At 52.1% G+C, this 22,669-nt stretch carries 17 protein-coding genes; 4 read left to right on the top strand and 13 right to left on the bottom strand.

Annotated features, from left to right (window positions below):
* Nucleotide 1 precedes the first annotated feature (1 nt).
* The 6 genes from ACTNCH_RS06550 to ACTNCH_RS06525 all read right to left on the bottom strand — a co-directional run bounded on the left by ACTNCH_RS06550 (nt 2) and on the right by ACTNCH_RS06525 (nt 7,475).
* Complete coding sequence (locus ACTNCH_RS06550) at nt 2-1,447, bottom strand: MBOAT family O-acyltransferase (RefSeq protein ID WP_441016983.1); 1,446 nt, start codon at nt 1,445-1,447, stop codon at nt 2-4.
* Nucleotides 1,437-2,654 (bottom strand): NADP-dependent isocitrate dehydrogenase, encoded by a 1,218-nt coding sequence (locus tag ACTNCH_RS06545; RefSeq protein ID WP_441016980.1) that lies wholly within the window; start codon nt 2,652-2,654, stop codon nt 1,437-1,439. Before ACTNCH_RS06545 ends, ACTNCH_RS06550 begins: the two co-directional genes overlap by 11 nt.
* A gap of 76 nt (nt 2,655-2,730) precedes the next feature.
* Complete coding sequence (locus tag ACTNCH_RS06540; protein WP_441016977.1) at nt 2,731-4,434, bottom strand: S8 family peptidase; 1,704 nt, start codon at nt 4,432-4,434, stop codon at nt 2,731-2,733.
* A gap of 51 nt (nt 4,435-4,485) precedes the next feature.
* Entirely contained in the window at nt 4,486-5,397 is a 912-nt protein-coding gene (locus tag ACTNCH_RS06535; RefSeq protein ID WP_441016974.1) for a S8 family serine peptidase, read from the bottom strand.
* Between the two features lie 30 nt (nt 5,398-5,427).
* Nucleotides 5,428-6,663 (bottom strand): MFS transporter, encoded by a 1,236-nt coding sequence (locus ACTNCH_RS06530; RefSeq protein WP_441016971.1) that lies wholly within the window; start codon nt 6,661-6,663, stop codon nt 5,428-5,430.
* Between the two features lie 23 nt (nt 6,664-6,686).
* Entirely contained in the window at nt 6,687-7,475 is a 789-nt protein-coding gene (locus ACTNCH_RS06525) for a zinc dependent phospholipase C family protein (protein ID WP_441016968.1), read from the bottom strand.
* Between the two features lie 186 nt (nt 7,476-7,661).
* Between ACTNCH_RS06525 and ACTNCH_RS06520 the strand changes: the two genes are divergently transcribed.
* Together ACTNCH_RS06520 and ACTNCH_RS06515 are read left to right on the top strand one after the other, a co-directional pair.
* Complete coding sequence (locus ACTNCH_RS06520; protein WP_441016966.1) at nt 7,662-7,925, top strand: chorion class high-cysteine HCB protein 13; 264 nt, start codon at nt 7,662-7,664, stop codon at nt 7,923-7,925.
* 122 nt (nt 7,926-8,047) lie between these two features.
* Entirely contained in the window at nt 8,048-8,371 is a 324-nt protein-coding gene (locus tag ACTNCH_RS06515) for a hypothetical protein (protein ID WP_441016963.1), read from the top strand.
* 14 nt (nt 8,372-8,385) lie between these two features.
* Here ACTNCH_RS06515 and ACTNCH_RS06510 read toward each other — a convergent pair whose 3' ends face one another.
* The 5 genes from ACTNCH_RS06510 to ACTNCH_RS06490 form a co-directional block, all read right to left on the bottom strand.
* A complete protein-coding gene (locus ACTNCH_RS06510; RefSeq protein ID WP_441016959.1) occupies nt 8,386-9,714 on the bottom strand; it encodes a chloride channel protein in 1,329 nt (442 codons plus the stop codon).
* Nucleotides 9,714-12,131: a leucine--tRNA ligase gene (gene leuS, locus ACTNCH_RS06505; protein WP_441016956.1), complete on the bottom strand. Its 2,418-nt coding sequence runs from the start codon at nt 12,129-12,131 to the stop codon at nt 9,714-9,716. Before leuS ends, ACTNCH_RS06510 begins: the two co-directional genes overlap by 1 nt.
* A gap of 98 nt (nt 12,132-12,229) precedes the next feature.
* A complete protein-coding gene (locus ACTNCH_RS06500) occupies nt 12,230-13,966 on the bottom strand; it encodes an ABC transporter ATP-binding protein (RefSeq protein ID WP_441016953.1) in 1,737 nt (578 codons plus the stop codon).
* On the bottom strand, nt 13,956-15,698 hold the full coding sequence (locus tag ACTNCH_RS06495) for an ABC transporter ATP-binding protein (protein ID WP_441016950.1): 1,743 nt from the start codon (nt 15,696-15,698) through the stop codon (nt 13,956-13,958). Before ACTNCH_RS06495 ends, ACTNCH_RS06500 begins: the two co-directional genes overlap by 11 nt.
* 146 nt (nt 15,699-15,844) lie before the next feature.
* Nucleotides 15,845-17,926, bottom strand: coding sequence for an elongation factor G (locus ACTNCH_RS06490; protein ID WP_441016947.1), 2,082 nt, complete (start codon nt 17,924-17,926; stop codon nt 15,845-15,847).
* A 299-nt stretch (nt 17,927-18,225) separates the two neighbouring features.
* Between ACTNCH_RS06490 and ACTNCH_RS06485 the strand changes: the two genes are divergently transcribed.
* Both ACTNCH_RS06485 and aroA read left to right on the top strand, forming a co-directional pair.
* Nucleotides 18,226-19,323 (top strand): prephenate dehydrogenase/arogenate dehydrogenase family protein, encoded by a 1,098-nt coding sequence (locus ACTNCH_RS06485; RefSeq protein WP_441016944.1) that lies wholly within the window; start codon nt 18,226-18,228, stop codon nt 19,321-19,323.
* A gap of 10 nt (nt 19,324-19,333) precedes the next feature.
* A complete protein-coding gene (gene aroA / locus ACTNCH_RS06480; RefSeq protein WP_441016941.1) occupies nt 19,334-20,611 on the top strand; it encodes a 3-phosphoshikimate 1-carboxyvinyltransferase in 1,278 nt (425 codons plus the stop codon).
* Between the two features lie 53 nt (nt 20,612-20,664).
* On the opposite strand, the gene queA is transcribed toward aroA, so the two are convergent.
* Nucleotides 20,665-21,690 (bottom strand): tRNA preQ1(34) S-adenosylmethionine ribosyltransferase-isomerase QueA, encoded by a 1,026-nt coding sequence (gene queA / locus ACTNCH_RS06475; protein ID WP_441016938.1) that lies wholly within the window; start codon nt 21,688-21,690, stop codon nt 20,665-20,667.
* A 44-nt stretch (nt 21,691-21,734) separates the two neighbouring features.
* The gene (locus ACTNCH_RS06470) at nt 21,735-22,667 is read right to left on the bottom strand and encodes a magnesium transporter CorA family protein (RefSeq protein ID WP_441016935.1); all 933 of its coding nucleotides are present in this window, start codon (nt 22,665-22,667) and stop codon (nt 21,735-21,737) included.
* Between the last annotated feature and the right edge of the window lie 2 nt (nt 22,668-22,669).

The raw sequence follows: 22,669 nt of genomic DNA, 5'->3' as shown, positions 1-22,669 counted from the left end.
TTTAAAACTGAAAATAAACAAAACTGTACTCTCCCAGCTGCCGGCTGTAAAGCACAACGAAAATCAGGGCGAAATAAAAAGCATAGCGTACAGGCTTCCGGAGCCGGCCAAACCATTCCCATACATCGCTCTTTAGCGCCAGATAGTCATGGGCCATCAAAAGTACTACCCAGAACAGCACCAGCTTAAGCTCCGTGCTCTGGATCAGTCCCGCGTTTTTAAAAGACACATAGCATTCTCTCACGTATTCAACCGGCTGCGTTATGCCCTGGAAGATATGGGTCAGGATATAAATCGCGTCCGACATGGTATTTGCCCGGAAAAACAACCAGGCCAGCGTCACAAAAGCAAAGGTCAGCAATACCCGGAAGGGACTTCGCCGCTCTTTTCCTGGCGGAAAATACTGATTCCAGATTCGTTCAACGATCTGTGCCACGCCGTGAAGTCCGCCCCAGATCACAAAGGTCCAGTTGGCGCCATGCCACAGCCCGCTGACCAGAAAGGTCAGTACCAGATTGCGGTAGGTCTTCCATTTTCCGGCGCGGCTGCCTCCCAGGGGAATGTATACATAATCCCGGAACCAGCTGGACAGAGAGATGTGCCATCTGCTCCAGAATTCCTTCACAGAGGCAGCAAAATAGGGACTTTTGAAGTTGTTGATCAGATCCATATCGAACAGGCAGGCCACGCCTCTGGCAATGTCGGAATAGCCGGAAAAATCACAGTATACCTGAAACGCATAGAAAAAGGTTGCCACGGCCAATGCCAGGCCCGTGAAGTTCGTCACCTGATTGTATACAATATCCACGCTGGAGCACAGTACGTCCGCGATGGCAATTTTCTTAAAATACCCCCAGGCAATCAGCTTGGCGCCCCGGATACCTTTCTCACAGTCAAAGGAATGCTCCCGTTCCATCTGGGGCAGCAGATGCTCCGCCCGCTCAATAGGGCCTGCCAGAAGCAGCGGAAAAAAGGATACAAAGGCCGCGTATCTTCCCAAATTCCTGCAGGCTTTGATTTTCCCATGATAGACGTCAAGCACATAGCCCAGCGTCTGGAAGGTATAAAAGGAAATACCCACCGGCAGCACCAGCTTCAAGGTCACAGGACTCATGGAGATGGAAAACCGCGAAAGAGCCGCCGTTACAGAACTGCTCAGGAAATTAAAATATTTGAAAAAGAACAGAAGCCCCAGGCAGACACAAAGGGCAATGCCCATATACAGCTTCTTTTTCTTCTGTTCCTCTGTTTTTTCGATCAAAAGCGCCGTACAAAAAGAAACTGCCGTTGTCAGCAGAATCAGAAAAATATAGGACGCGTTGGCGCTCATATAGAAATAATAGCTGGATACCAGCAGGACGCCCCACCGGTATCTGGGGGGCGTCAGCCAGTAAATTGCAAATACAATAGGTAAAAATACATAAAATGCATTGGAGTTAAACAGCATGCAATAAATCCTCTAAATTCTTTCGGATGGCTTTGATAAAGTCTTCGCTGGAGAGCACGACAGGATTCGGCAGGGTGGTAATCAGAGCCAGATCCTTGGTCATCTGACCGCCTTCGATAGTTGCGATGGAGGCCTGCTCCAGTTTATCCGCAAACTCCATAAGAGTCTGGTTCTGATCCAGCTCGCCACGCTTTCTCAGCGCTCCGGACCAGGCAAAAATAGTCGCCATAGAGTTGGTGGAGGTCTCCTCTCCCTTCAGGTGCTTATAATAATGACGCTGTACCGTTCCGTGAGCCGCCTCATACTCGAAATAGCCGTGGGGAGATACCAGTACGGAGGTCATCATAGCCAGGGAACCGAAGGCTGTGGCAATCAGATCGCTCATGACATCGCCGTCATAATTCTTGCAGGCCCAGATATAGCCGCCCTCGGACTTGATGACACGGGCAACCGCGTCGTCAATCAGGGTATAGAAATAGGTGATGCCCAGCTCCTCAAACTTCTCCTTATATTCTTTCTCATAAATCTCCTGAAATACGTCCTTGAAGAAATGATCGTATTTCTTGGAAATGGTATCCTTGGTGGCGAACCACAGATCCTGCTTCTGGGAAACCGCGTAGGAGAAACAGCTTCTGGCAAAGCTTTCAATGGAGCTCTCCAAGTTGTGCATACCCTGCGCGATACCGCCCTCCTTGAACTCATGGATAGTCTCCCGCAGCTCTGTTCCGTCCTCGCCTGTGAAGACCAGCTCGCATTTTCCGGGTCCCGGAATCCGCATTTCAGAAGCCTTGTAGACATCGCCGTAGGCGTGACGGGCTACGGTAATGGGTTTCTTCCAATTCTTCACATAAGGCTCAATGCCTTTTACGATAATCGGAACACGGAATACGGTTCCGTCGAGAATCGCCCGGATCGTACCATTGGGACTCTTCCACATCTGCTTTAAGTCATATTCCTTCATACGGGCCCCATTGGGGGTAATCGTCGCGCATTTTACAGCGACCCCATATTTTTTAGTCGCCTCTGCCGCAGCTACCGTCACCTGATCATCTGTGGCGTTCCGGTGCTCCAGGCCCAGGTCATAATATTCTGTCTTTAAATCAACAAAAGGAAGAAGAAGCTCATCCTTGATCATCTTCCAGAGAATCCGGGTCATTTCATCTCCGTCCATCTCTACCAGCGGAGTTGTCATTCTAATCTTATCCATCGTAGGTGTCCTCCTAAGGTTCGCGTTTTCCGCGCTTTGCCATTTATTATAGACGATTTCCCTGGGGACTGCAAGTTTAAAATCGCCCCAGCGCCATAAACGCCTGATAGAGGTTCAGACGTCCATAGCCCCAGGAACGGTTGGGATAAAGAAGGTTGGGACTCCGGTCCGCGCCCCGGATCAGAAGCTGACGGATTTCCAGTGTGCCAAGGGTCTTCCGGTTTTCCCGGACAATTCCCCATTCCAGCATCAGGGCTACTGCCCCGGCTGTCAGAGCTGCCGCCGCGCTGGTTCCGGTCAAAAGCTCTGCCCTGTCGCCGGGTCCGCAGGTGGGAACCGCTACTCCCGGCGCCGCCAGATCCGGTTTTATTCTGCTATTCCGGGTAAAGCCTCTTCCGGAATCCGGGTAAATGCTGTTATTTTCTGCCCGGTAGGCTCCCACCGTAATCGGCAGCTCCGTATTGGCCGGCTCCGTCAGGGTAATATCCGGATTGGAATTCAAAAACCCGGTTCCGGAGCTTATAAACCCGGTGACCGGAAGCCACAGGTTATAAATGCCATCCACCAGCTGCTCTCCGTAAATCCGAATCCGCCAGATACCCGGCGTGGGATCTGCCATCCGGATCGCAATCAGCTGTTCCCCGCTGAAGGGATCCAACGTCTGTACATTCACATAAATCACCGTTTTTTCAAACAGGAAATCAAACATCCAGTTTTTCTGCCCGGAGGAGAGACGGGGGACCTCCTCTCCGGAGGGCGAGATCAGCGATACGGAAAAGACATCCGGCGTGTTGCTCCACAGCTCCATCATCAGCCCCTTCTCCTGTTCCGCCACCCGCAGCTCCACATCCTGATAACTCTCCTTTTCTTCCATTACGCCGTAGTAATGATGACCCTGATTGGCTTCATTTCCCCCTGCTATCACCACACAGCAGCCTACGCGCCCACTGACGACGTTGAGGTAGGAAGACAGGGGAGAGGTTCCGGTATGTCCGCCCATGTTGCTGCCCAGGGCCACACAGATCACCAGCGGCAGCTTTTCCCTGGCCGCCAGCTCCTGAAGAAAACGGACTCCCAACATGATATCATTTTCCTGATAGGCCTCTGCTTTGGCCGGAACGAGAAAATATTCTTTCAGATAAGCCTTGGCCGGTTTCAGCTTTACCATGGCGATAGCTGCCAGCGGAGCCGCCCCCACAAAGCCGGTTTCCCGGTTTTCACTGCCTGCCGCGATGGCCGCCAGTCTGGTGCCGTGACCGGAAGAATCCCGCTGCGGCACTCTTTCATAAGGTGCCTCCGACATCAGCGCCTCGTTGATCTCCTCCTGTGTATACACGCTTCCGTAACCGATCCCTTCCGGCGTCCGGCCGCTCTGATCCGTCTGATCCCAGATAGCCAGAATCCGGCTGCGTCCTGTGCTGTCCCGGAAGCAGCTGTTCTGATAATCGATCCCTGTATCAATCAGTCCCACCAGCACGCCCTGCCCCCGCAGATTCAGAACCGGCTGATTCTGGAGTGCCAGAATCCCGGCGGCCTCCAGATTTTCCGTCTGTAACGGCGTATACAGAGTGGGAAAAAGCTCATAGCTATATTCGTAAAGACGGATCCGATCCGTCGTCCATTTATTCCGATCCGCATAAAACACCGTATAATAGTCATTGATACGCTGGCTGCATACCTCCGGATAGATTCCCCGGATATCCTCCTCTCGCACACTGGTCTTCCAGATAAAATCCGCAAATTCCTCTGATACCATCTTTTCCCGACAACTTCCGGCCATAGCCCGCTCCTGTTTTTTCTTTTCTTAAAAGAATATGCCCTGTAAGCCCATTCATACCGTTCCAAGCAGCCCTGGCATCCAGATTTCTCCATATCCCTGATGATTGGAAGAAAGTCCCAGATCCCGGCAGCCCTTTTGCAGGCGCTCCTTCACCCGCTGATTGGTAAGCCCCTGTTCTCCGGATAACAGAAGCGCCAACGCGCCAGCGGCCACAGAGGTAGCCATGGAGGTTCCGGATTTCACCGTATAAAAGCGGTTTCCCGTCATGGAAAAATCCGAACGGCAGGAACGAATCTCTGCTCCCGGAGCCACGGTCTCCGGCTTGTATATCCGCGCGGCTTCCGGCCCTCTTCCCGAATAATGGGCTTTGCGGATTCCCCGGACGGGAACAGCCAGCTCATCATCGGAGGAGCCTACGGTAATCACCTTTTCGCTGGTTCCCGGAACCGTAATGCTGGAGCTGGCCGGTCCCTGATTTCCGGCAGCGGCACAGATCACAAACCCTGCGTCCCAGGCTTCCTCCACGGCGCAGATCAGATCCGTCCGGGCCGTCTCCCGGGGCACCTTCCCGCCTACGGAAATATTGATAATCCGCACGTCATATTCCATTCCATGCTCCATCAGCCAGTACAGAGCCCGAATCAGGCCGGCGCTGTCTCCGTTCCCACGGCTGTCCAGAATCTTCAGGGAAACAAAATGGCACCTCGGCGCAAGTCCCTGGTACCTGCCGCCGGATGCCTCTCCTGTTCCTCCGATAATTCCGCTGATATGCGTCCCATGACCGCAGTCATCTGCCGCGTCATCGGAATCCGTAAGATAATTATATGCATATACCACCCGTCCCTTTAAGTCCGGGTGCCTGTCATTGATGCCGGAATCCACCACAGCCACGCCAATCCCCTGTCCATACAGGCCGGATTGATAGGCTTTTCTGGCTTCGAGCAGTCTTCTCACACGATCCATAAGGAAAAGACTCCCTGCTTTTCTCTTATTTTATGCAGCTTCACACCGGACTGCCATTCGAAACAGCACAAAGCCTGCCGCAAACATAAGCGCAAGCATGGCTACCCCTGCCCGGGAGGTGTTGAACAGCTGTGTGGAAATTCCCATCAGCATCGTACCCACAAAGGCCGCTCCCTTGCCAAAGATATCGAAAAATCCGAAAAACTCCGTTGCCTTTTCTTTGGGAATGATCCGCGCAAAATAGGAACGGGACAGGGACTGGATCGCCCCCTGGAACACGGCCACCCACACGGCCAGGAACCAGAATTCCCAGGCCTTATCCAGCTGCAGGGCAAACAGAACCACGCCAAAATATCCGATAATAGAAGCCTGAATCAGTGTGGTATTGCGAATCTTCCGGGAAAGCTGTCCAAACAGAATGGAGCAGGGAAATGCCACCACCTGGGTCAGAAGCAGCGCCAGCAGAAGATTCGTATCGCTGATTCCCACGTCCTTTCCGTAGGAGGTCGCCATATCAATAATCGTATAGACGCCGTCGATATAGCAGAAGAAGGCCAGCAGAAAATACCAGATCTGTGGCGTCTTCCGGATCTCCCGGAAGCTCTGCCCCAGACGCCGGAAGCTGTCCCGTACCGGATGCTGCGTCCGCTCCACATAGTGAAGCTGCTGATAGCTTTTCAAAAGCGGCAGCGTCACCAGGAGCCACCAGGCTGCGTTGACCAGAAACGCCAGCGCCATGGCCAGATTCCCGGAGATTCCGAAGGTATCCGACTGCAATACAAAGACCAGGCTGAATACAAAGGGAATACAGCTTCCGATATAGCCCCAGGCATAGCCCCGGGCAGATACCTCATCCATCCGTTCGTCGGTGGTAATGTCTCCCAGCATGGCGTCATAAAAGACCAGACTGGCATTGAGTCCCACTTTCGCAATTACATAGACCGCCAGAAAAGCAAGCCAGGTTTTCGGAACCGCTAACCCGGCGCAGCCCAGCACGCCCATCATCATAAAAAAGGTAAATACCGGCTTCTTAAAGCCCTTCGTGTCCGCAAAGCTTCCCAGAATCGGGCCCAGAATCGCCACGATAATCGTTACCAGCGATGTGGCATAGCTGAAATAGGCGGTAGAATCCGCCGCAGAAATTCCGCTGCTCTGGGCAATATTTTTATAGTAGATCGGTATAATTGTAGCGGCCAGAAGTACAAAGGCGGAATTGCCTACATCGTACAAAATCCAGCGCCGTTCCAGTTTGGTTGTCTTATTCATGTGATTCTCCCCCGCTGTCTGCTTTATTCAAAATCCCGGTTCAGGCGCTCGCTGAGCTCCGCGTGTGTGCCGATGACACGGACGTATTTCTGGATTTCCTCTGCCGCAGGCTCCACTGCCTGATTCAGACGGCGCTCCAACGTCATACCGCTTTCGACGCATTCCAGATTGACCTGTCCGTCCATCACCAGACCACCCAGATTCTTTTTCTGTCCAATCAGCGTGAAAAAGCCCTTCAGGAATCTTGCCTTCACCCTGGATGAGCACTGAAACAGCCGGATGGTCTTCCGGAAGCCCAGAATACAGCGATCCACCTGATCCGCCGTCACGCCGTCCAGGACAGACGCAATCGCCTCCTCTGTATCCAGATCCCGCACCAGATGCCGGGTGCAGTCGTTTCTCACCGGATCCTTTCCGTCCTCAATCATCAGCTCCCGGTCAAAATCCGTCTCGATTTCCAGATGTCCCAGTCCCCGCTCCTCCATATAACGTCTGATATAGGGATGGCATTCACTGTCCAGCATATAATGGCACATAAAGCCACAGAGATAAGACAGCAATACATAATTGGGCCGCTTCCGGTACTGCCGTCTGGCTTTCTCAAAAAATGAGTAGGCTGTCTCCTTATGCATTTCAACGCCCCTCTGGTTGATACGGTTTTTAAAATAAGGACGATAGTAAAACAGGAGATCCGGTCCATGAAGTCCCAGCATATAAGCGGCTCCGTTCTCCTTTATAATCTTGCGCAGCTCACTGGGAAGCGCCCGGTAAACTTTCTTTCCGAATTTATAATGTGCGTAGGTTGCAGGCATAAGTACCCTTCCTTTCTTCAGTATCCAATTTGGTAAGGCTTTTTTGCCCTACCAGCCTATTTTCTCATAAAACCGCAAATGTTACAAGCAATATCCCTGTAAATTTTTCGTGATCTTTTTTCACACTTCTTTTCTCCCCACATACTATGGCAATATAAAATAATTCATTTCTCTGGAGGATTTCTTATGAGTGATTTAGCTGCTACAAACTGCGGATGCGGATGCAGTTGTGACACCGGTAACAACAGCTGCTGCAGCGCCCTGATCTGGATCCTGCTTCTGACCTCCTGCTGTGGAAACGGCAACGGCGGCTTCGGCGGGAACGGCTGTGGCAATGACAACAGCTGTCTGTGGCTGATTCTGCTGCTCGTCTGCTGCGGCGGCTGGGGAGGCGGCTCCTTCGGCGGCTGTGGCTGTGGCAATAGCTGTGGAAATGGCTGCGGCTGCTGATTTCTTCGCAGTGAAGCCAAAAGGGAGGAAAGCAGACGCTTTCCTCCCTTTCGGCTGTTTCCGGCTTCATATTTTCCAAAGGATTTCCATATACTTATTTCAAAAGACCAGGAGGCTGCCGGATGGGACCGGGAGAAGAAAGCTATCGAATTCTTCATGAGCTGCAGCGAAAATGCTGCGAGCTGAATCAGAAAATCGACTCACTTCTGCGGATGATGGAAATGATGACATTCTATATACAGTATTCCAACGCAGCCTCAGAAAGGAATGGCGCAATGGATCCAAACGAATTACAGAAACTTATGAACCAGGCCCAAAATTCAGGGAAGGAAATGACAGACAACGAGTTTGAGGCGATCTTTGATTCACTGAAGCAGGGAAAATCCGAGGAAGAGATTGCCCGGATGGAACAGATGGTGAAGCTTGCGCGGAGTTTTATGAAGTAACGGACGCACACCACCTATTCCTTGGCGTTACGGTTGATAAACTGTGTCTTTACCTTGGAATACATAATCTTCTGACTGCGGTACAGCCCATAATATCCGGACTGCATATAGCTGATAGCGATTGCGATAAAGTAAAAGGGGGCTCCTTCGAAGCCGAACATCTCCAGACTGATAAGCAGAGAAGAAATGGGGCTGTTGGTAACGCCGCAAAATACGGCCGCCATACCGCAGGCGCCTGCCAGAGATGGGGAAATATGTAAAATCTGTCCCATCAGACAGCCGAAGGTGGCTCCCACAAAGAAGGTGGGAACAATCTCGCCGCCTTTAAAGCCGCCGGACAGCGTAATTGCCGTAAACAGGATCTTCAGCAAAAATGCCGCCCAGAACACCTGCTGCTCTACCACGGCGCGCTCCACCACCTGCATACCGGTTCCCAGATAATCCGTGGTTCCTAAAGCAAGGGTCAGAAGGATAATCAGAGCGCCGGACACCAGCGGACGCACAAAGGCATTCGGAATCTTTTCCGCGAACAGTTCCTCTGTCTTATGCAGCACCACGCAGAACAGAATACTGACTGCCGCGCAGCACAGACCCAGAACCATAATCTTGAGCCCGTTGACCGGATTCAGTTTCGGCAAAACGCCTAACGCGAAGCGCTCTCCGGTCAGTCCGAAATGACAGGCGACCCCATAGGCAATATAGGACGCCACCACGCAGGGCACCAGTGCTGCGTAATGCATGATTCCCACGCTGACAACCTCCATGGAGAACACCGTGGCCGCCATGGGCGTGCCAAACAGGGCGGAAAAGGCTGCGCTCATTCCGGCCATAATCATAACGCGCCGGTCATTTTCATCAATCCGCAGAATCCTGCCCAAAAAGTTTCCGATGCTGCCTCCCAGCTGCAGGGCCGCGCCCTCGCGTCCTGCGGAGCCGCCGAACAGATGGGTCAGAATGGTGGAAATGAAGATCAGCGGCGCCGTCTTCAGCGGAATCTCGCGCTCTGCATGGATCGCGTCCAGCACCATATTGGTGCTGCTCCGCTCCTGCTTCCGCTCCCATTGATACATCCAGACAATCAGGACTCCCGCGAAGGGCAGTCCGTAGAGAATCCAGGGGTGCTCCATTCGGAAGGCAGTTGCCATAGATACGCCCTTTCCAAAGGCCGTTCCCACCAATCCCAGGGCTATTCCGGTCAGGGTCGCGAATACCAGCCACTTAACCAGAACGACTAATCGGTTCCAGATCGTAATCCGGAACCGATTCTCAAGCTGCGGGAGAACACCCTCCCGCAGCTCTTCTGTGTTTTCAGTTTTTATCTCGTTTTGCTTCTGTTCATCCATTAGGGCTTTACCACGATATTAATGATTCTTCCGGGCACATAAATCTCTTTTACAATTGTACCCTTCAGCCAGTCTGCTACGATTTCTTTTCCTGCCGCAATGGCCTCGTCCTTGGATACGCTGGTGGACAGGGTTACCGTTCCGCGGGTCTTGCCGTTGACCTGAACCGCGATCTCGATCTCGTCGTCCTTCATGGCTTCCTCATCCGCATCCGGCCAGCCGTGTCCGAAGACGGTCTCGCTGTGACCGAGCTGCTCCCAGAGCTCCTCTGCAATATGGGGCGCGAACGGAGCAATCAGCGTAACGGCTGTCTCCAGGGTCTCCTTATCCAGACCGTCCTGACGCTTTGCCAGATCGATCAGCTTATTGTTGTACTCCATGAAGCCGGAAATAACCGTATTCAGGCTGAAGCTGTTCAGACGGGTGGTGATGTCATAAACCATCTTGTGACGGAGCTTCACACTCTCCGGAGTCTCCTTTGTTTCCTTATCCTTATTGTCCAGAACCAGGTTCCAAAAACGCTTCAGGAAACGGGATACGCCGTCGATACCTCTGTCGTCCCACTCTGCGTCCAGCTCGGGCGGTCCGACGAACATCTCATACATCCGGAGCGCGTCACAGCCATAATCGCGGATCAAATCATCCGGGGAAACCACATTTCCCTTGGACTTACTCATCTTGATACCGTTCTTACCGGTAATCATACCCTGATTGAACAGCTTGGTAAACGGCTCGTCAAAGTCTACCACTCCGATATCATGCAGGAACTTGGTATAGAAACGGGAGTACAGCAGATGAAGTACCGCGTGCTCCACGCCGCCGATGTACATATCAACCGGCAGATACTTGTCAGCCTTTTCACGGCTTACCAGCTCTTCATCGTTATGGTTGTCCACGTAACGCAGGAAATACCAGGAGGAGCCTGCCCACTGGGGCATGGTGTTGGTCTCTCTCTTTGCAGGCGCACCACAGCAGGGACAGGTGGTATTCACCCACTCGTCAATGGCAGCCAGCGGAGACTCTCCGGTACCGGTGGGCTGATAGCTGTCAACCTTCGGCAGCTCCAGGGGAAGCTGATCCTCCGGGACCGGAACATTGCCGCACTTGGGGCAGTGGATAATCGGGATCGGCTCGCCCCAGTAGCGCTGACGGGAGAATACCCAGTCACGCAGCTTGTAGTTGACCGTCTTTTTACCTACGCCCATTTTCTCGATGATAAGCGGAGCTTCCTTCTTCAGCACTGCGGATTCCATACCATTCCAGTCGCCGGAATTGATCATGGTTCCGCTTGCCTCTGTGTAAGCCTCTGTCATATTCTCGATTTCCTTACCATCCTTTGCGATAACCTGGATAATCGGAATGTTGAATTTCTTCGCGAACTCAAAGTCACGGTCGTCATGGGCCGGTACGCACATGATAGCGCCGGTACCATAATCAGCCAGTACGTAATCGGAAAGCCAGATGGGTACCTTCGCGCCGTTGATCGGGTTGATGGCATAGCTTCCGGTAAATACGCCTGTCTTCTCCTTATCCTGTACACGGTCCACGTTGGAACGCATGGAGGATTTGAAGATATATTCTTCTACGGCAGCTCTGGTCTCATCGGTCGCCAGCTTGGAAGCCAGCGCATGCTCCGGGGCCAGAACCATAAAGGTCGCTCCGTACAGAGTATCCGGACGGGTGGTATATACGGTGATCTTCTCATCGCTTCCCTCTACCTGGAAATCTACCTCTGCGCCGTAGGACTTTCCAATCCACTCGGTCTGCATCTTCTTAACCTTCTCCGGCCAGTCCAGCTTATCCAGATCGTCCAGAAGTCTGTCTGCGTATGCGGTAATCTTCAGCATCCACTGACGCAGGTTCTTCTTGGTAACCGGGGTACCGCAGCGCTCACAGCAGCCGTTGACAACCTCTTCGTTTGCCAGACCGGTCTTACAGGACGGACACCAGTTGATGGGGAACTCCTTCTCATAAGCCAGGCCCTTCTTGAACATCTGTACAAAGATCCACTGGGTCCACTTGTAGAACTTCGGATCTGTCGTATTCACTTCCATATCCCAGTCATACAAAGCTGCGATATCGTTGATCTGTCTCTTAATATTTGCCACATTCTCTGCGGTAGATTTTGCCGGATGCACACCCATCTTGATGGCGTAGTTCTCAGCCGGAAGGCCGAAAGCGTCCCAGCCCATGGGATGAATGATATAATGTCCCTGCATCAGCTTATAACGGCTCCACACATCACTGATCACATAACCTCTCCAGTGACCTACATGAAGTCCGTTGCCTGACGGATACGGGAACATATCCAGACAATAGTATTTCGGTTTTTTTCCGTCGTTGACGTTCACCGGATGCTCTTCCCAGTGTTTCCGCCATTTCTCTTCCACCGCGTGGTGGTTAAATGGTACTGCCATTTTTTTCCACTCCTCTTATCTTAATTGCTTCGTAAAAATAAATTTCCACTGCATTTTATCATATCACACCAGACCGCTTTGTCAAGCAAAATCCGAGTTTACACAGCCCATTGGCTGTTGTACAGCTCTGCATAAAAGCCCCCTGCCGCAAGCAGACTCTCGTGGGTACCCTGCTCGATAATCTGTCCGTCCCGCATAACGAGAATCACATCTGCCTCCCGGATGGTAGACAGCCGGTGGGCTACGATGAAGCTGGTACGCCCCTCCATCATTTTCGCAAAAGCGTTCTGAATCCGAAGTTCTGTACGGGTGTCAATGCTGGAGGTGGCCTCGTCCAGAATCAGCATGGGCGGCAGACACAGCATAACCCGGGCAATACACAGCAGCTGCTTCTGGCCCTGGGAAAGACTTCCGCCGTCCTCCGAAAGCACCGTGTCATAGCCCTTGGGCAGACGCCGGATAAAGCTGTGGGCGTGGGAGGCCTTCGCCGCCTCGATAATCTCTTCCTCCGTGGCGTCCGGCTTTCCATAGGAAATGTTGTCGCGAACCGTCGCGGACTTCAGCCAGGTCTCCTGAAGCACCATACCGTACTGCTGCCGCAGATTTTCCCGGGTCAGCTCCTGAATGGGCGTTCCGTCCACAGAAATGCAGCCTGCGTCCACGTCGTAGAAACGCATCAGCAGATTGATAAGCGTACTCTTGCCGCAGCCGGTGGGACCCACGATGGCGATTCTCTGGCCGGGCTTTACATGCAAATTCAGGTTCTTGATCAGTTCTCTGTCCTTCGTATAGGAGAACTCTACATGTTCCAGATCCACACTGCCCTCTGCCTTCTCGATATGGGGGCCGTCCGCCGGATCCGCGCTCATGGGCTTCTGGTCGATAAAATCAAAGACACGCTCCGCGCAGGCCAGGGCATTCTGAAGCTCGGTGACCACACCGGAGATCTCATTAAAGGGCTTGGTGTACTGATTGGCATAACTTAAGAAGCAGGAAAGCTGGCCCACGCTCAATCCTCCCCGGATAGCCGCAAAAGCGCCTGCCACGCCCACACCTGCGTAAACCATGCTGTTGACAAACCGGGTAGCCGGATTGGTAATGGAAGAATAGAAAATCGCCCGCAGACTGTGCTTCTGCAGCTTCCGGTTAATCTCATCAAACTGCGCAATGGCTTCTTCTTCATGCCCAAAAGCCTTGACTACCTTCTGATTTCCCACCATCTCGTCGATGAGTCCGGTGAGCTCGCCCCGGGTCTCAGACTGAAGCTTGAACATGCTGTGGGTCCGCCGGGCGATAAAGCTGGCCACCAGAAGGGACAGCGGCGTAATGCAGACCACCACAAGGGTAATGCCCACATTGACCGAGAGCATGAACAGAAGAGTTCCCAGAATCGTCATTGCGCCTGTAAATAACTGGGTAAAACCCATCAGCAGGCCGTCGGAAAACTGGTCGATATCCGCGATTAGACGGCTGACGATGTCGCCCTGTGGATGGCTGTCGATATAACTCAGGGGCAGATCCTGCATATGGTCAAAGGCCTCGGTCCGTACGTCCATCACGACCTTATAAGTGATATGGTTGTTGCAGAGGTTCATGAGCCACTGGAATACAGAGGTGGATCCGATGATGACGCCCAGCTTTGTCAGAAGCTTCAGAAGGGCCGCAAAGTCTACCGCTCCCTTTCCCATCATATAGTCGATGGCGTCTCCGGTGAGAATCGGCGCATACAGGGTCAGGGCCACGGTCAGAACCGCCAGCAGAATGGACGCCAGCAGATACAATCGATACCCTTCGATATAGCAAAGGACTCTTTTTAATGTGGATTTACGCTTCATGTGCCTTTTCCTCCTCTGCCGAAACCTGGGAATTACAGATCTCCCGATATACCTCACAATTCTGATACAGCTCCTCGTGCTTTCCGATGCCGGCTACCGTGCCGTCGTCCAGCACAATAATCTGATTGGCCTGCCGGATAGTCGCCGCCCGCTGGGATACCAGGAAGACCGTAGCCTTTTCTTTATGCTCCCGCAGAGCCTTCCGAAGCTTCGCGTCCGTAGCGAAATCCAGAGCCGAAGCACTGTCGTCCAGAATCAGGATCTCCGGATCCCGCACCAGCGCTCTTGCGATGGTCAGACGCTGTCTCTGTCCGCCGGACAGGTTGCGTCCGCCCTGCAGAACTTCGGTATCCAGACCCTTTTCTTTCTTTTCCACGATCTCACGGCCCTGGGCGGTCTCAAGAGCTGCGTACAGTTCTTCGTCTGTGGCATCCTCTTTTCCCCACCGGAGGTTCTCCCGGATCGTACCGGAGAACAGTACCGCCTTCTGGGGAACAACGCCCACCTTTCCGCGCAGGCCCTCATAGGTATACTCCTGTACGTTCCGGCCGTCCACCAGCACTTCTCCCTCTGTCGCGTCGTAAAAACGGGGAATCAGGTTCACCAGAGTGGATTTTCCGGAACCGGTGCCGCCGATAATACCGATGGTCTCCCCGGGGTAAGCCCGGAAGTTCACATGGGACAGGGCCGCGTCCGCGCCCTCCTCATAGGTAATGCTGACGTCCCTAAATTCCACACAGGGAACTCCCTTCTCCTGCTTCTGTTCTCCGACCGTTCCTTCCGCCATACCCGTTTCCTGATCCAGAATCTTATTGATACGGGACAGACAGGCCAGAGACTTGGTTACATTGATGATCAGATTGGCCAGCTTAATCAGCTCCACGAGAATCTGGGACATATAATTGACCAGCGCCACCACCTGGCCCTGGCTTAAGACTCCCGCATCTACCTGACGGCCGCCGGTCCATACCAGCAGAATCACCGCTGCATTGATAATCGCGTAAGTCAGGGGATTCAAAAGCCCGGAAATCCGGCCCACGAAAAGCTGGGTGTTCATAAGGGCAGTGCTGTCCCGATGAAAGGTCTTTATCTCCTCCTGCTGCCGGTTGAATGCCCGTACCACACGGACACCGGACAGATTTTCCCGCACATGCAGAAGCACCCGGTCCAGCTCACTCTGTACCCTCCGGTACCAGGGAATCGTAACGCCCATGATAGCAAAAACCACCACAAAAAGAACCGGAATCACTGCGGCAAAGATCGTCGCGCACCTTACGTCAATGGTAAAGGCCATGATCATGGCGCCAAATACGATAAAGGGAGAGCGCAGGAATAAACGCAGCACCAGATTCACACCGGTCTGTACCTGATTGATATCACTGGTAATCCGGGTAATCAGCGTGGAGGTTCCAATGGTATCCAACTCCTTATAGGAGAAGCTGTTCAGATGCTCAAATAAAGCCTTCCGCATGGCCGTGCTGGTTCCCACCGCCGCCTTCGCCGCGAAATACTGGGCCGTAATGGAACTGGCCAGTCCTACGAAGCCCAGCAGAATCAGGACGCCGCCCATTTTTAGCACATAGCTGCCGTCCCGGCTTGCGATACCCGTATCAATGATATTCGCCACCACCAGCGGCACCAGAAGCTCAAAGCTGGCTTCCAGAAGCTTAAAGAGAGGACCTAAGATACTCTCCTTTTTGTAATGCTTCATATAACTCCATAACCGTTTCATAACACAACTCCTCTGAAAGATGAATTCTTTTTCTATTTTACCCTCCGAAGATTTATTTTACAAGAACTTTTAAACGCAAAAGGACGCCCGGTTTACACCGCCGGGCATCCTTCTCTTTTATCTCCCCTTATCTCATAAAACCCTGTTTATTCTGCGCTCTCAGCCGCTCTTGCTTCCACTTCCTTCGCCTGTACGTCAGACGGAGCCTGCTCGTAACGCGCGAATTCATAAGCAAATTCACCGCTTCCGCCGGTCATGGAGCGAAGGTCTGTAGAATAACCGAAGATCTCCGTCATCGGAACATCTGCCACTACCTCCTGCTTGCCGCCGGCTACCGGATTCATACCCAGCACACGGCCGCGTCTCTTGTTCAGATCTCCCATGACATCGCCGGTATACTTATCCGGAACGGTTACGGTCATCGTTACAATCGGCTCCAGAAGAACCGGACCTGCGTCCATAAAGCCCTTCTTGAAGGCCTGGCTTGCCGCGGTCTTGAACGCCATCTCAGAGGAATCTACCGGATGGTAGGATCCGTCATAAAGAACCGCCTTCACGCCTACTACCGGATATCCGGCCAGAGGTCCCTTCGCTACGGATTCCTGAATACCCTTTTCCACTGCCGGGAAATAGTTCTTCGGAACCGCGCCGCCTACAACTACCTGCTCAAATACATAAGGCGTCTCCAGATCACCGGAGGGCTCGAAGGTCATCTTTACGTGACCGTACTGGCCATGTCCGCCGGACTGTTTCTTATACTTGGAATCCACATCTGCTTTCTTCTTAATGGTCTCCCGGAAAGCAACCTTCGGCTTGGAAAGCTCTACCGATACCTTGAACTTCTCCTCCAGCTTGCTCACAACCACATCCAGATGCTGATCGCCCATGCCATAGAGCAGAGTCTGACGGTTTTCCGAATCATTAACGCTCTTTAAAGTCAGATCCTCTTCCATCATCTTGGACAGAGCCTGGGAAATCTTATCCTCATCGCCCTTATTCTTTGCCTTATATCTCATATAAGTGTAGGGCTTGGAAATCTCTGTTTTTCCGAATATAATCGGCGTAGCCTTGGTAGACAGGGTATCGCCGGTCCGGGTATTGGCCAGCTTGCCGATGGCTCCGATGTCGCCTGCATGGAGCTCGGTAATCTCGATGGGCTTATTTCCCTGCATAATATACAGCTTATTCAGCTTCTCCTCTACGTCCTTATCCTGGTTGTACAGCGTATCGTCGGACTTGATTACACCGGAGGTCACCTTAATCAGAGAATACTTTCCGATAAAGGGATCCACGATGGTCTTGAATACATACGCAGATTTTGCCTTGGAGAAATCGTAATTCGCCTCAAAAATCTCGTTGGTCTTGGTATTAATACCGTTGCAGGTCTTCTTATCCGGGCTGGGGAACAGCTCTACGATATCATTCATCAGGTTGTGGATGTTGCGGAGCTCGGTACTGGATCCCATGGACACCGGAATTACGGTGCCGTCGCATACATTAAACTTCATAGCTGCGCGAATCTCGCTGAAGGTAAACTCCTCGCCATTGAAATAACGCTCCATAAATTCGTCCGAGGTCTCTGCCACTGCATCCAGAAGCGCCTCACGGCAGATAGCCAGGTTATCCTTGGAGTATTCGGGAATCTCGCACTCTTCGCGGGTGCCGATACCGGTAAAGCGGCGGCCCTTCATCTTGCAGACATTGATGTAGCCTACAAACTTCTCATTTTCACGGATAGGCTGATAGAAGGGCGCGATCTTCTTGCCATACAGATCGGTCAGATCCTGTACCACCTGACGGAAGGAAGCATTATCCACGTCCATCTCAGATACAAAGAACATTCTGGGCAGCTTATACTTTTCACAGAGATCCCACGCCTTCTGGGTTCCCACTTCCACGCCTGCCTTACCGGAAACGACGATGATCGCCGCGTCCGCAGCTGCTACGGCTTCTTCTGCCTCGCCTACAAAATCAAAATATCCCGGAGTGTCCAGGAGATTCATCTTACAATCCTGCCAGATCAGAGGAACCACAGATGTAGTAATTGAGAACTTTCTCTTAATCTCTTCCTTATCATAATCACTGATGGTATTACCGTCAGTTACCTTGCCGATACGGGTAGTCAGACCGGACACATATGCCATAGCTTCCACCAGACTGGTCTTGCCGCAGCCGCCGTGACCAAGAAGAACTACGTTACGAATTTTGTCAGTTGTGTAAATATTCATGCCTCTTCCTCCGATTACAATAATTTTATAGTTCCGGATATTTCATCTGTCAAATTTCTCATTTTGTAAATGAAAGGCATCGGAACACCATGGATATATTTTACTAAGATTCTGACAATAATGCAAGTATTTTTATATATTTTTTACAAGTAATTTCTATTTTCACAAATTTTTATACAGCACTTTGCAAATGGCACTTAATTACTTTTTCACTTTAAAGTTGGATAGTGTTGACATTTCCGGGAAAAGACCTTAAACTTAGACCTTAGAGATTTCATTGCACACAAAGGAGTTTCATCATGAAAAGTAAAACCATCGGCTTTATCGGTCTGGGGCTCATCGGGGGTTCCATCGCGAAAGCCATTCGCGCTTATCACCCGGAGGTCCGGATGATAGCCTATATGAGAAGCCAGGACACCCTGAAGCTGGCCGTGGAGGAAGGAATTATCGATACCGCCTGTACCAAAGTGGGTTCGGATTTTGCCGCCTGCGATCTCATCTTTCTCTGCGCCCCGGTATCCACCAACGCCCGGTATCTGGAGCAGCTGAAGCCGATACTGCCCAAGACCTGTCTTCTGACAGACGTGGGCAGCACAAAGACGGATATTCATGAAAAAGTGGCGGCCCTGGGACTGACCGATCAGTTTATCGGCGGTCACCCCATGGCGGGGTCGGAAAAAACCGGCTATGAAAATTCCAAAGCCCATCTGATTGAAAACGCCTACTATATTATAACGCCGGGCGAGGGCATTCCCTCTGACACCATAACGGACTTCGTGGAGCTTGTCTCCTCCCTGAAAGCCCTTCCGATGGTTCTCGATTACCGGCAGCACGACTTTATCACAGCCTGTGTCAGCCATCTGCCCCATCTCATTGCCTCCTCCCTGGTGGAGCTGGTAAAGGATCTGGACGGCCCCGAGGAGCTGATGAAACGTATCGCCGCCGGCGGTTTCAAGGATATTACACGAATTGCCTCCTCCTCTCCCGATATGTGGGAACAGATCTGTATGACTAACTCGGAAAATATCCTCCGGGCGCTGGATCATTATCAGCAGCAGCTCTCCCGCCTCCGGGCAGAGCTCATTGGAAAGGAAGCCGGAAAGATTCATGACTTTTTTGCCGTCTCCCGGGATTACCGCAATTCCATTCCCGAGGCTTCCATGGGCCCGTTAAAGAAAAACTACGCCTTTTACTGCGATATGGTGGACGAGGCGGGCGGTATCGCTACCCTGGCTACCATTCTGGCATCCGGCGGCATCAGCCTGAAGAATATCGGTATCATTCACAACCGGGAGTTCGAGGAAGCCGTGCTTCGGGTAGAGCTTTATGAAGAGGATGCATACAAAAAAGCGGTAGAGCTTCTTCGCAGATACCACTACACCATTTATGAACGTTAGGAGAACCCTTATGAAATTCACACGCACACAGCGTTTACGCGGCGAAATTACCATTCCCGGAGACAAATCCATCTCCCACCGGGCCGTTATGTTCGGTTCCCTGGCGGAGGGCACTACAGAGGTTACCGGATTCTTAAGGGGCGCGGACTGTCTCTCCACCATCGACTGCTTCCGCCGCCTGGGTATCACGGTTGAGGATAAGAACGAGCGGATTCTGATCCATGGCCGGGGACTTCACGGTCTTTCCGCGCCGGAGCAGCTTCTGGACGCCGGAAACAGCGGCACAACCACCCGCCTGATTTCCGGTATTCTGAGCGGCCAGAATTTCGAAACCACCCTGACCGGAGACGCTTCCATCCAGAAACGGCCCATGGGTCGAATCATGGAACCCTTAAGCCAGATGGGCGCTTCCATCGAAAGCATCCGCGGCAACGGCTGCGCGCCCCTGCGAATTCAGGGACGTTCCCTCCATGGCATTCACTATACCACAAAGGTAGCCTCTGCCCAGGTGAAATCCGCCATCCTTCTGGCCGGTCTTTACGCAGACGCTCCTACCAGCGTCACAGAACCTGCCCTGTCCCGGAACCATTCGGAGCTGATGTTATATTTCTTTGGCGCGGACGTGCGGACAGAGGGAACCACCGCCACCATTCAGCCAGAGCCAGAGCTTACCGGACAGAAGGTCAACGTGCCGGGGGATATCTCCTCTGCCGCCTACTTTATCGCGGCAGGCTGTATCACGCCGGATTCGGAGATCCTGATCCGAAACGTGGGAATCAATCCCACCCGGGACGGTATTCTAAAGATCTGCAGACTGATGAACGCCGATGTGACCCTTCTGAATGAAAATGCAGACAGCGGGGAACCCACCGCAGATCTGCTGGTCCGCACCTCCTCCCTCAAGGGCTGTACCATCGAAGGCGATCTGATCCCTACCCTCATCGATGAGCTTCCCATCCTTGCTGTGATGGCCTGCTTCGCAGAAGGCACCACCCTGATCCGGGACGCCGCTGAGTTGAAGGTCAAGGAATCCGACCGAATCGCAGTTATGACGGAAAATCTCACCGCCATGGGCGCTCACGTAACAGCCACCGAGGACGGTATGATCATCGAAGGCGGTTATCCGCTTCACGGAGCTGTTATCGACAGCCATCTGGATCACCGGATTGCCATGTCCTTTGCGATAGCGGCACTGAACGCGGACGGAGAAACCCGGATTCAGGGCGCGGACTGCGTCACCATCTCCTATCCCACCTTTTACAAAGATTTAGAAAAACTACAGCGATAGATAAGAGCGAGGCCACGGCCTCGCTCTTATTTGTTACATGTATATTTTCAATGTTATTTGATAAACATCGCGTCCCCGAAGCTAAAGAACCGATATCGCTCTCTTACTGCTTCTTCGTATGCCTTCATAATCTTTTCTTTATCTGCGAAAGCCGATACCAGCATCAGCAGGGTAGATTCCGGCAGATGGAAATTCGTAATCAGCGCGTCCATGATCTTAAACCGGTATCCGGGATAAATAAAGATTTCCGTCCAGCCGCTTCCCGCTTTCAGGATACCGTCTTCTCCGGTGGCAGACTCCAGGGTACGGCAGCTGGTGGTACCCACGCAGATCACGCGGCCGCCCGCAGCCTTTGTCTCATTGATTAGTCTGGCCTGATCCTCTTCCACCATATAAAATTCCGAATGCATATGATGCTGGGTTACATCGTCCACCTTAACCGGCCGGAAGGTACCCAGGCCCACATGCAGGGTTACATGCGCCAGTTTAATGCCCTTTTCCTGAATTTTTTCCAGAAGCTCCGGCGTAAAGTGAAGTCCCGCCGTCGGCGCTGCCGCAGATCCCTCATGCTTTGCGTACACGGTCTGGTAACGGTTTTTATCCTTTAACTGATGGGTGATATAGGGCGGCAGGGGCATCTGTCCCAGCTTATCCAGAATCTCTTCGAAAATACCGTCAAACTCAAACCGAATCAGACGATTTCCCTCATCCACCACTTCCAGGACCTCAGCCTTTAACAGGCCGTCGCCAAAATCAATGCGGGCTCCGGGTCTCGCCTTTTTTCCCGGCTTTACCAGAGTTTCCCACACATTGTCCGCCTTCCGCTTCAGAAGCAGCACTTCGATATGCGCGCCGGTATCCTCCTTGACGCCCATCAGACGGGCGGGAATTACCTTGGTATTATTGACTACCAGACAGTCTCCCGGATTCAGGTAATCGACGATATCCCGAAAAATCCGGTGCTCCACCTGTCCCGTTTTTTTGTCCAGCACCATTAAACGGGAGCTGCTGCGATCCTCCAGCGGATCCTGGGCAATCAGCTCCTGGGGTAAATCATAATAGAAATCACTTGTTTTCATGCTATTGTTCCTATCCTTTGAAAATTCTATTTACAAAAGTCCCATCAGAACTTTCTCTTCTTAAACCAGTACAGAATCGCGCCTACCACCACAATGCTCAGTATAATGACATACAGATAGCCAAACCGCATATTCAGCTCCGGCATAAATTTAAAATTCATACCGTACCAGCCAACGATCAGTGTCAGCGGCTGGAATATGATAGTCACCATGGTAAACAGCTTCATGGTATTGTTCAGATTGTAGTTCAGCGTAGCGTCCATGGCTTCCCGCAGATGAATCAGGTTATCGCAGAGCAGCTGGGTATTGTTGCTCAGACGCTCAGATTTGTCTGTGAAAATCTTAAAATAGCGAAGATCCTCTTCCTCAAACAAGTCATTTTCATTCTCCTGCAGGGATTCTCCGATATCAATAAGCTGCTCGTAATAATTCTTCAGTGTAGACAGCCGGTTCCGCAGATCGAAAATCTCTGTATTCAGCTCCGGATCCACCTTGCCGTTGACCACTTCCCGCTCCATGGCGATAATCTGCCGTTCCGTCATGACCAGACCCCGGTTGCCGCTGGACAAAAGACGCTCCAGCACACCGTAGATCACCTTCTCCATAGTAGCATTCTGACGGAACCGTCCGATGGCGTCCAGGAACATCTGACGGATGCTGTCCTCCTTGTCAATGATTTTCACCATAACAAACAGATTTTTCTTAATAAAAAAACCAATCCGGTTCCGGCGGGTGCTCAGATTCAGGATATCCACGATATTGATCATACCGAAGCTGAACTCATCGTATACATCCATACTGGTCCGGAAATGGGTAAAATCCGTCATACAGTCTTTCACCGCCACCTCCGAAAGGCCCAACTCCTGATAACAGCTTTTCAATTCATCCAGCGTCAGATACCCCACACAGATGTCATGGAAATCCAGCTGCTCCAGGCTGATTTCCCGGATTTCCTTATTGTGAATCGAATAAAACATAT

The sequence above is a fragment of the Candidatus Merdisoma sp. HCP28S3_D10 genome (assembly GCF_052065835.1).
Taxonomy (GTDB): domain Bacteria; phylum Bacillota; class Clostridia; order Lachnospirales; family Lachnospiraceae; genus Laedolimicola.
The sequence above is the reverse complement of the archived record's forward strand: the minus strand, read 5'-3'. Positions and strand labels throughout refer to the sequence as shown.

Bases quoted from the DNA above. Each gene is read 5' to 3' on its own strand.
- ACTNCH_RS06550 (WP_441016983.1), bottom strand. From the start codon at position 1,447: ATGCTGTTTAACTCCAATGCATTTTATGTATTTTTACCTATTGTATTT.
- ACTNCH_RS06545 (WP_441016980.1), bottom strand. From the start codon at position 2,654: ATGGATAAGATTAGAATGACAACTCCGCTGGTAGAGATGGACGGAGAT.
- ACTNCH_RS06540 (WP_441016977.1), bottom strand. From the start codon at position 4,434: ATGGCCGGAAGTTGTCGGGAAAAGATGGTATCAGAGGAATTTGCGGAT.
- ACTNCH_RS06535 (WP_441016974.1), bottom strand. From the start codon at position 5,397: ATGGATCGTGTGAGAAGACTGCTCGAAGCCAGAAAAGCCTATCAATCC.
- ACTNCH_RS06530 (WP_441016971.1), bottom strand. From the start codon at position 6,663: ATGAATAAGACAACCAAACTGGAACGGCGCTGGATTTTGTACGATGTA.
- ACTNCH_RS06525 (WP_441016968.1), bottom strand. From the start codon at position 7,475: ATGCCTGCAACCTACGCACATTATAAATTCGGAAAGAAAGTTTACCGG.
- ACTNCH_RS06520 (WP_441016966.1), top strand. From the start codon at position 7,662: ATGAGTGATTTAGCTGCTACAAACTGCGGATGCGGATGCAGTTGTGAC.
- ACTNCH_RS06515 (WP_441016963.1), top strand. From the start codon at position 8,048: ATGGGACCGGGAGAAGAAAGCTATCGAATTCTTCATGAGCTGCAGCGA.
- ACTNCH_RS06510 (WP_441016959.1), bottom strand. From the start codon at position 9,714: ATGGATGAACAGAAGCAAAACGAGATAAAAACTGAAAACACAGAAGAG.
- leuS (WP_441016956.1), bottom strand. From the start codon at position 12,131: ATGGCAGTACCATTTAACCACCACGCGGTGGAAGAGAAATGGCGGAAA.
- ACTNCH_RS06500 (WP_441016953.1), bottom strand. From the start codon at position 13,966: ATGAAGCGTAAATCCACATTAAAAAGAGTCCTTTGCTATATCGAAGGG.
- ACTNCH_RS06495 (WP_441016950.1), bottom strand. From the start codon at position 15,698: ATGAAACGGTTATGGAGTTATATGAAGCATTACAAAAAGGAGAGTATC.
- ACTNCH_RS06490 (WP_441016947.1), bottom strand. From the start codon at position 17,926: ATGAATATTTACACAACTGACAAAATTCGTAACGTAGTTCTTCTTGGT.
- ACTNCH_RS06485 (WP_441016944.1), top strand. From the start codon at position 18,226: ATGAAAAGTAAAACCATCGGCTTTATCGGTCTGGGGCTCATCGGGGGT.
- aroA (WP_441016941.1), top strand. From the start codon at position 19,334: ATGAAATTCACACGCACACAGCGTTTACGCGGCGAAATTACCATTCCC.
- queA (WP_441016938.1), bottom strand. From the start codon at position 21,690: ATGAAAACAAGTGATTTCTATTATGATTTACCCCAGGAGCTGATTGCC.
- ACTNCH_RS06470 (WP_441016935.1), bottom strand. From the start codon at position 22,667: ATGTTTTATTCGATTCACAATAAGGAAATCCGGGAAATCAGCCTGGAG.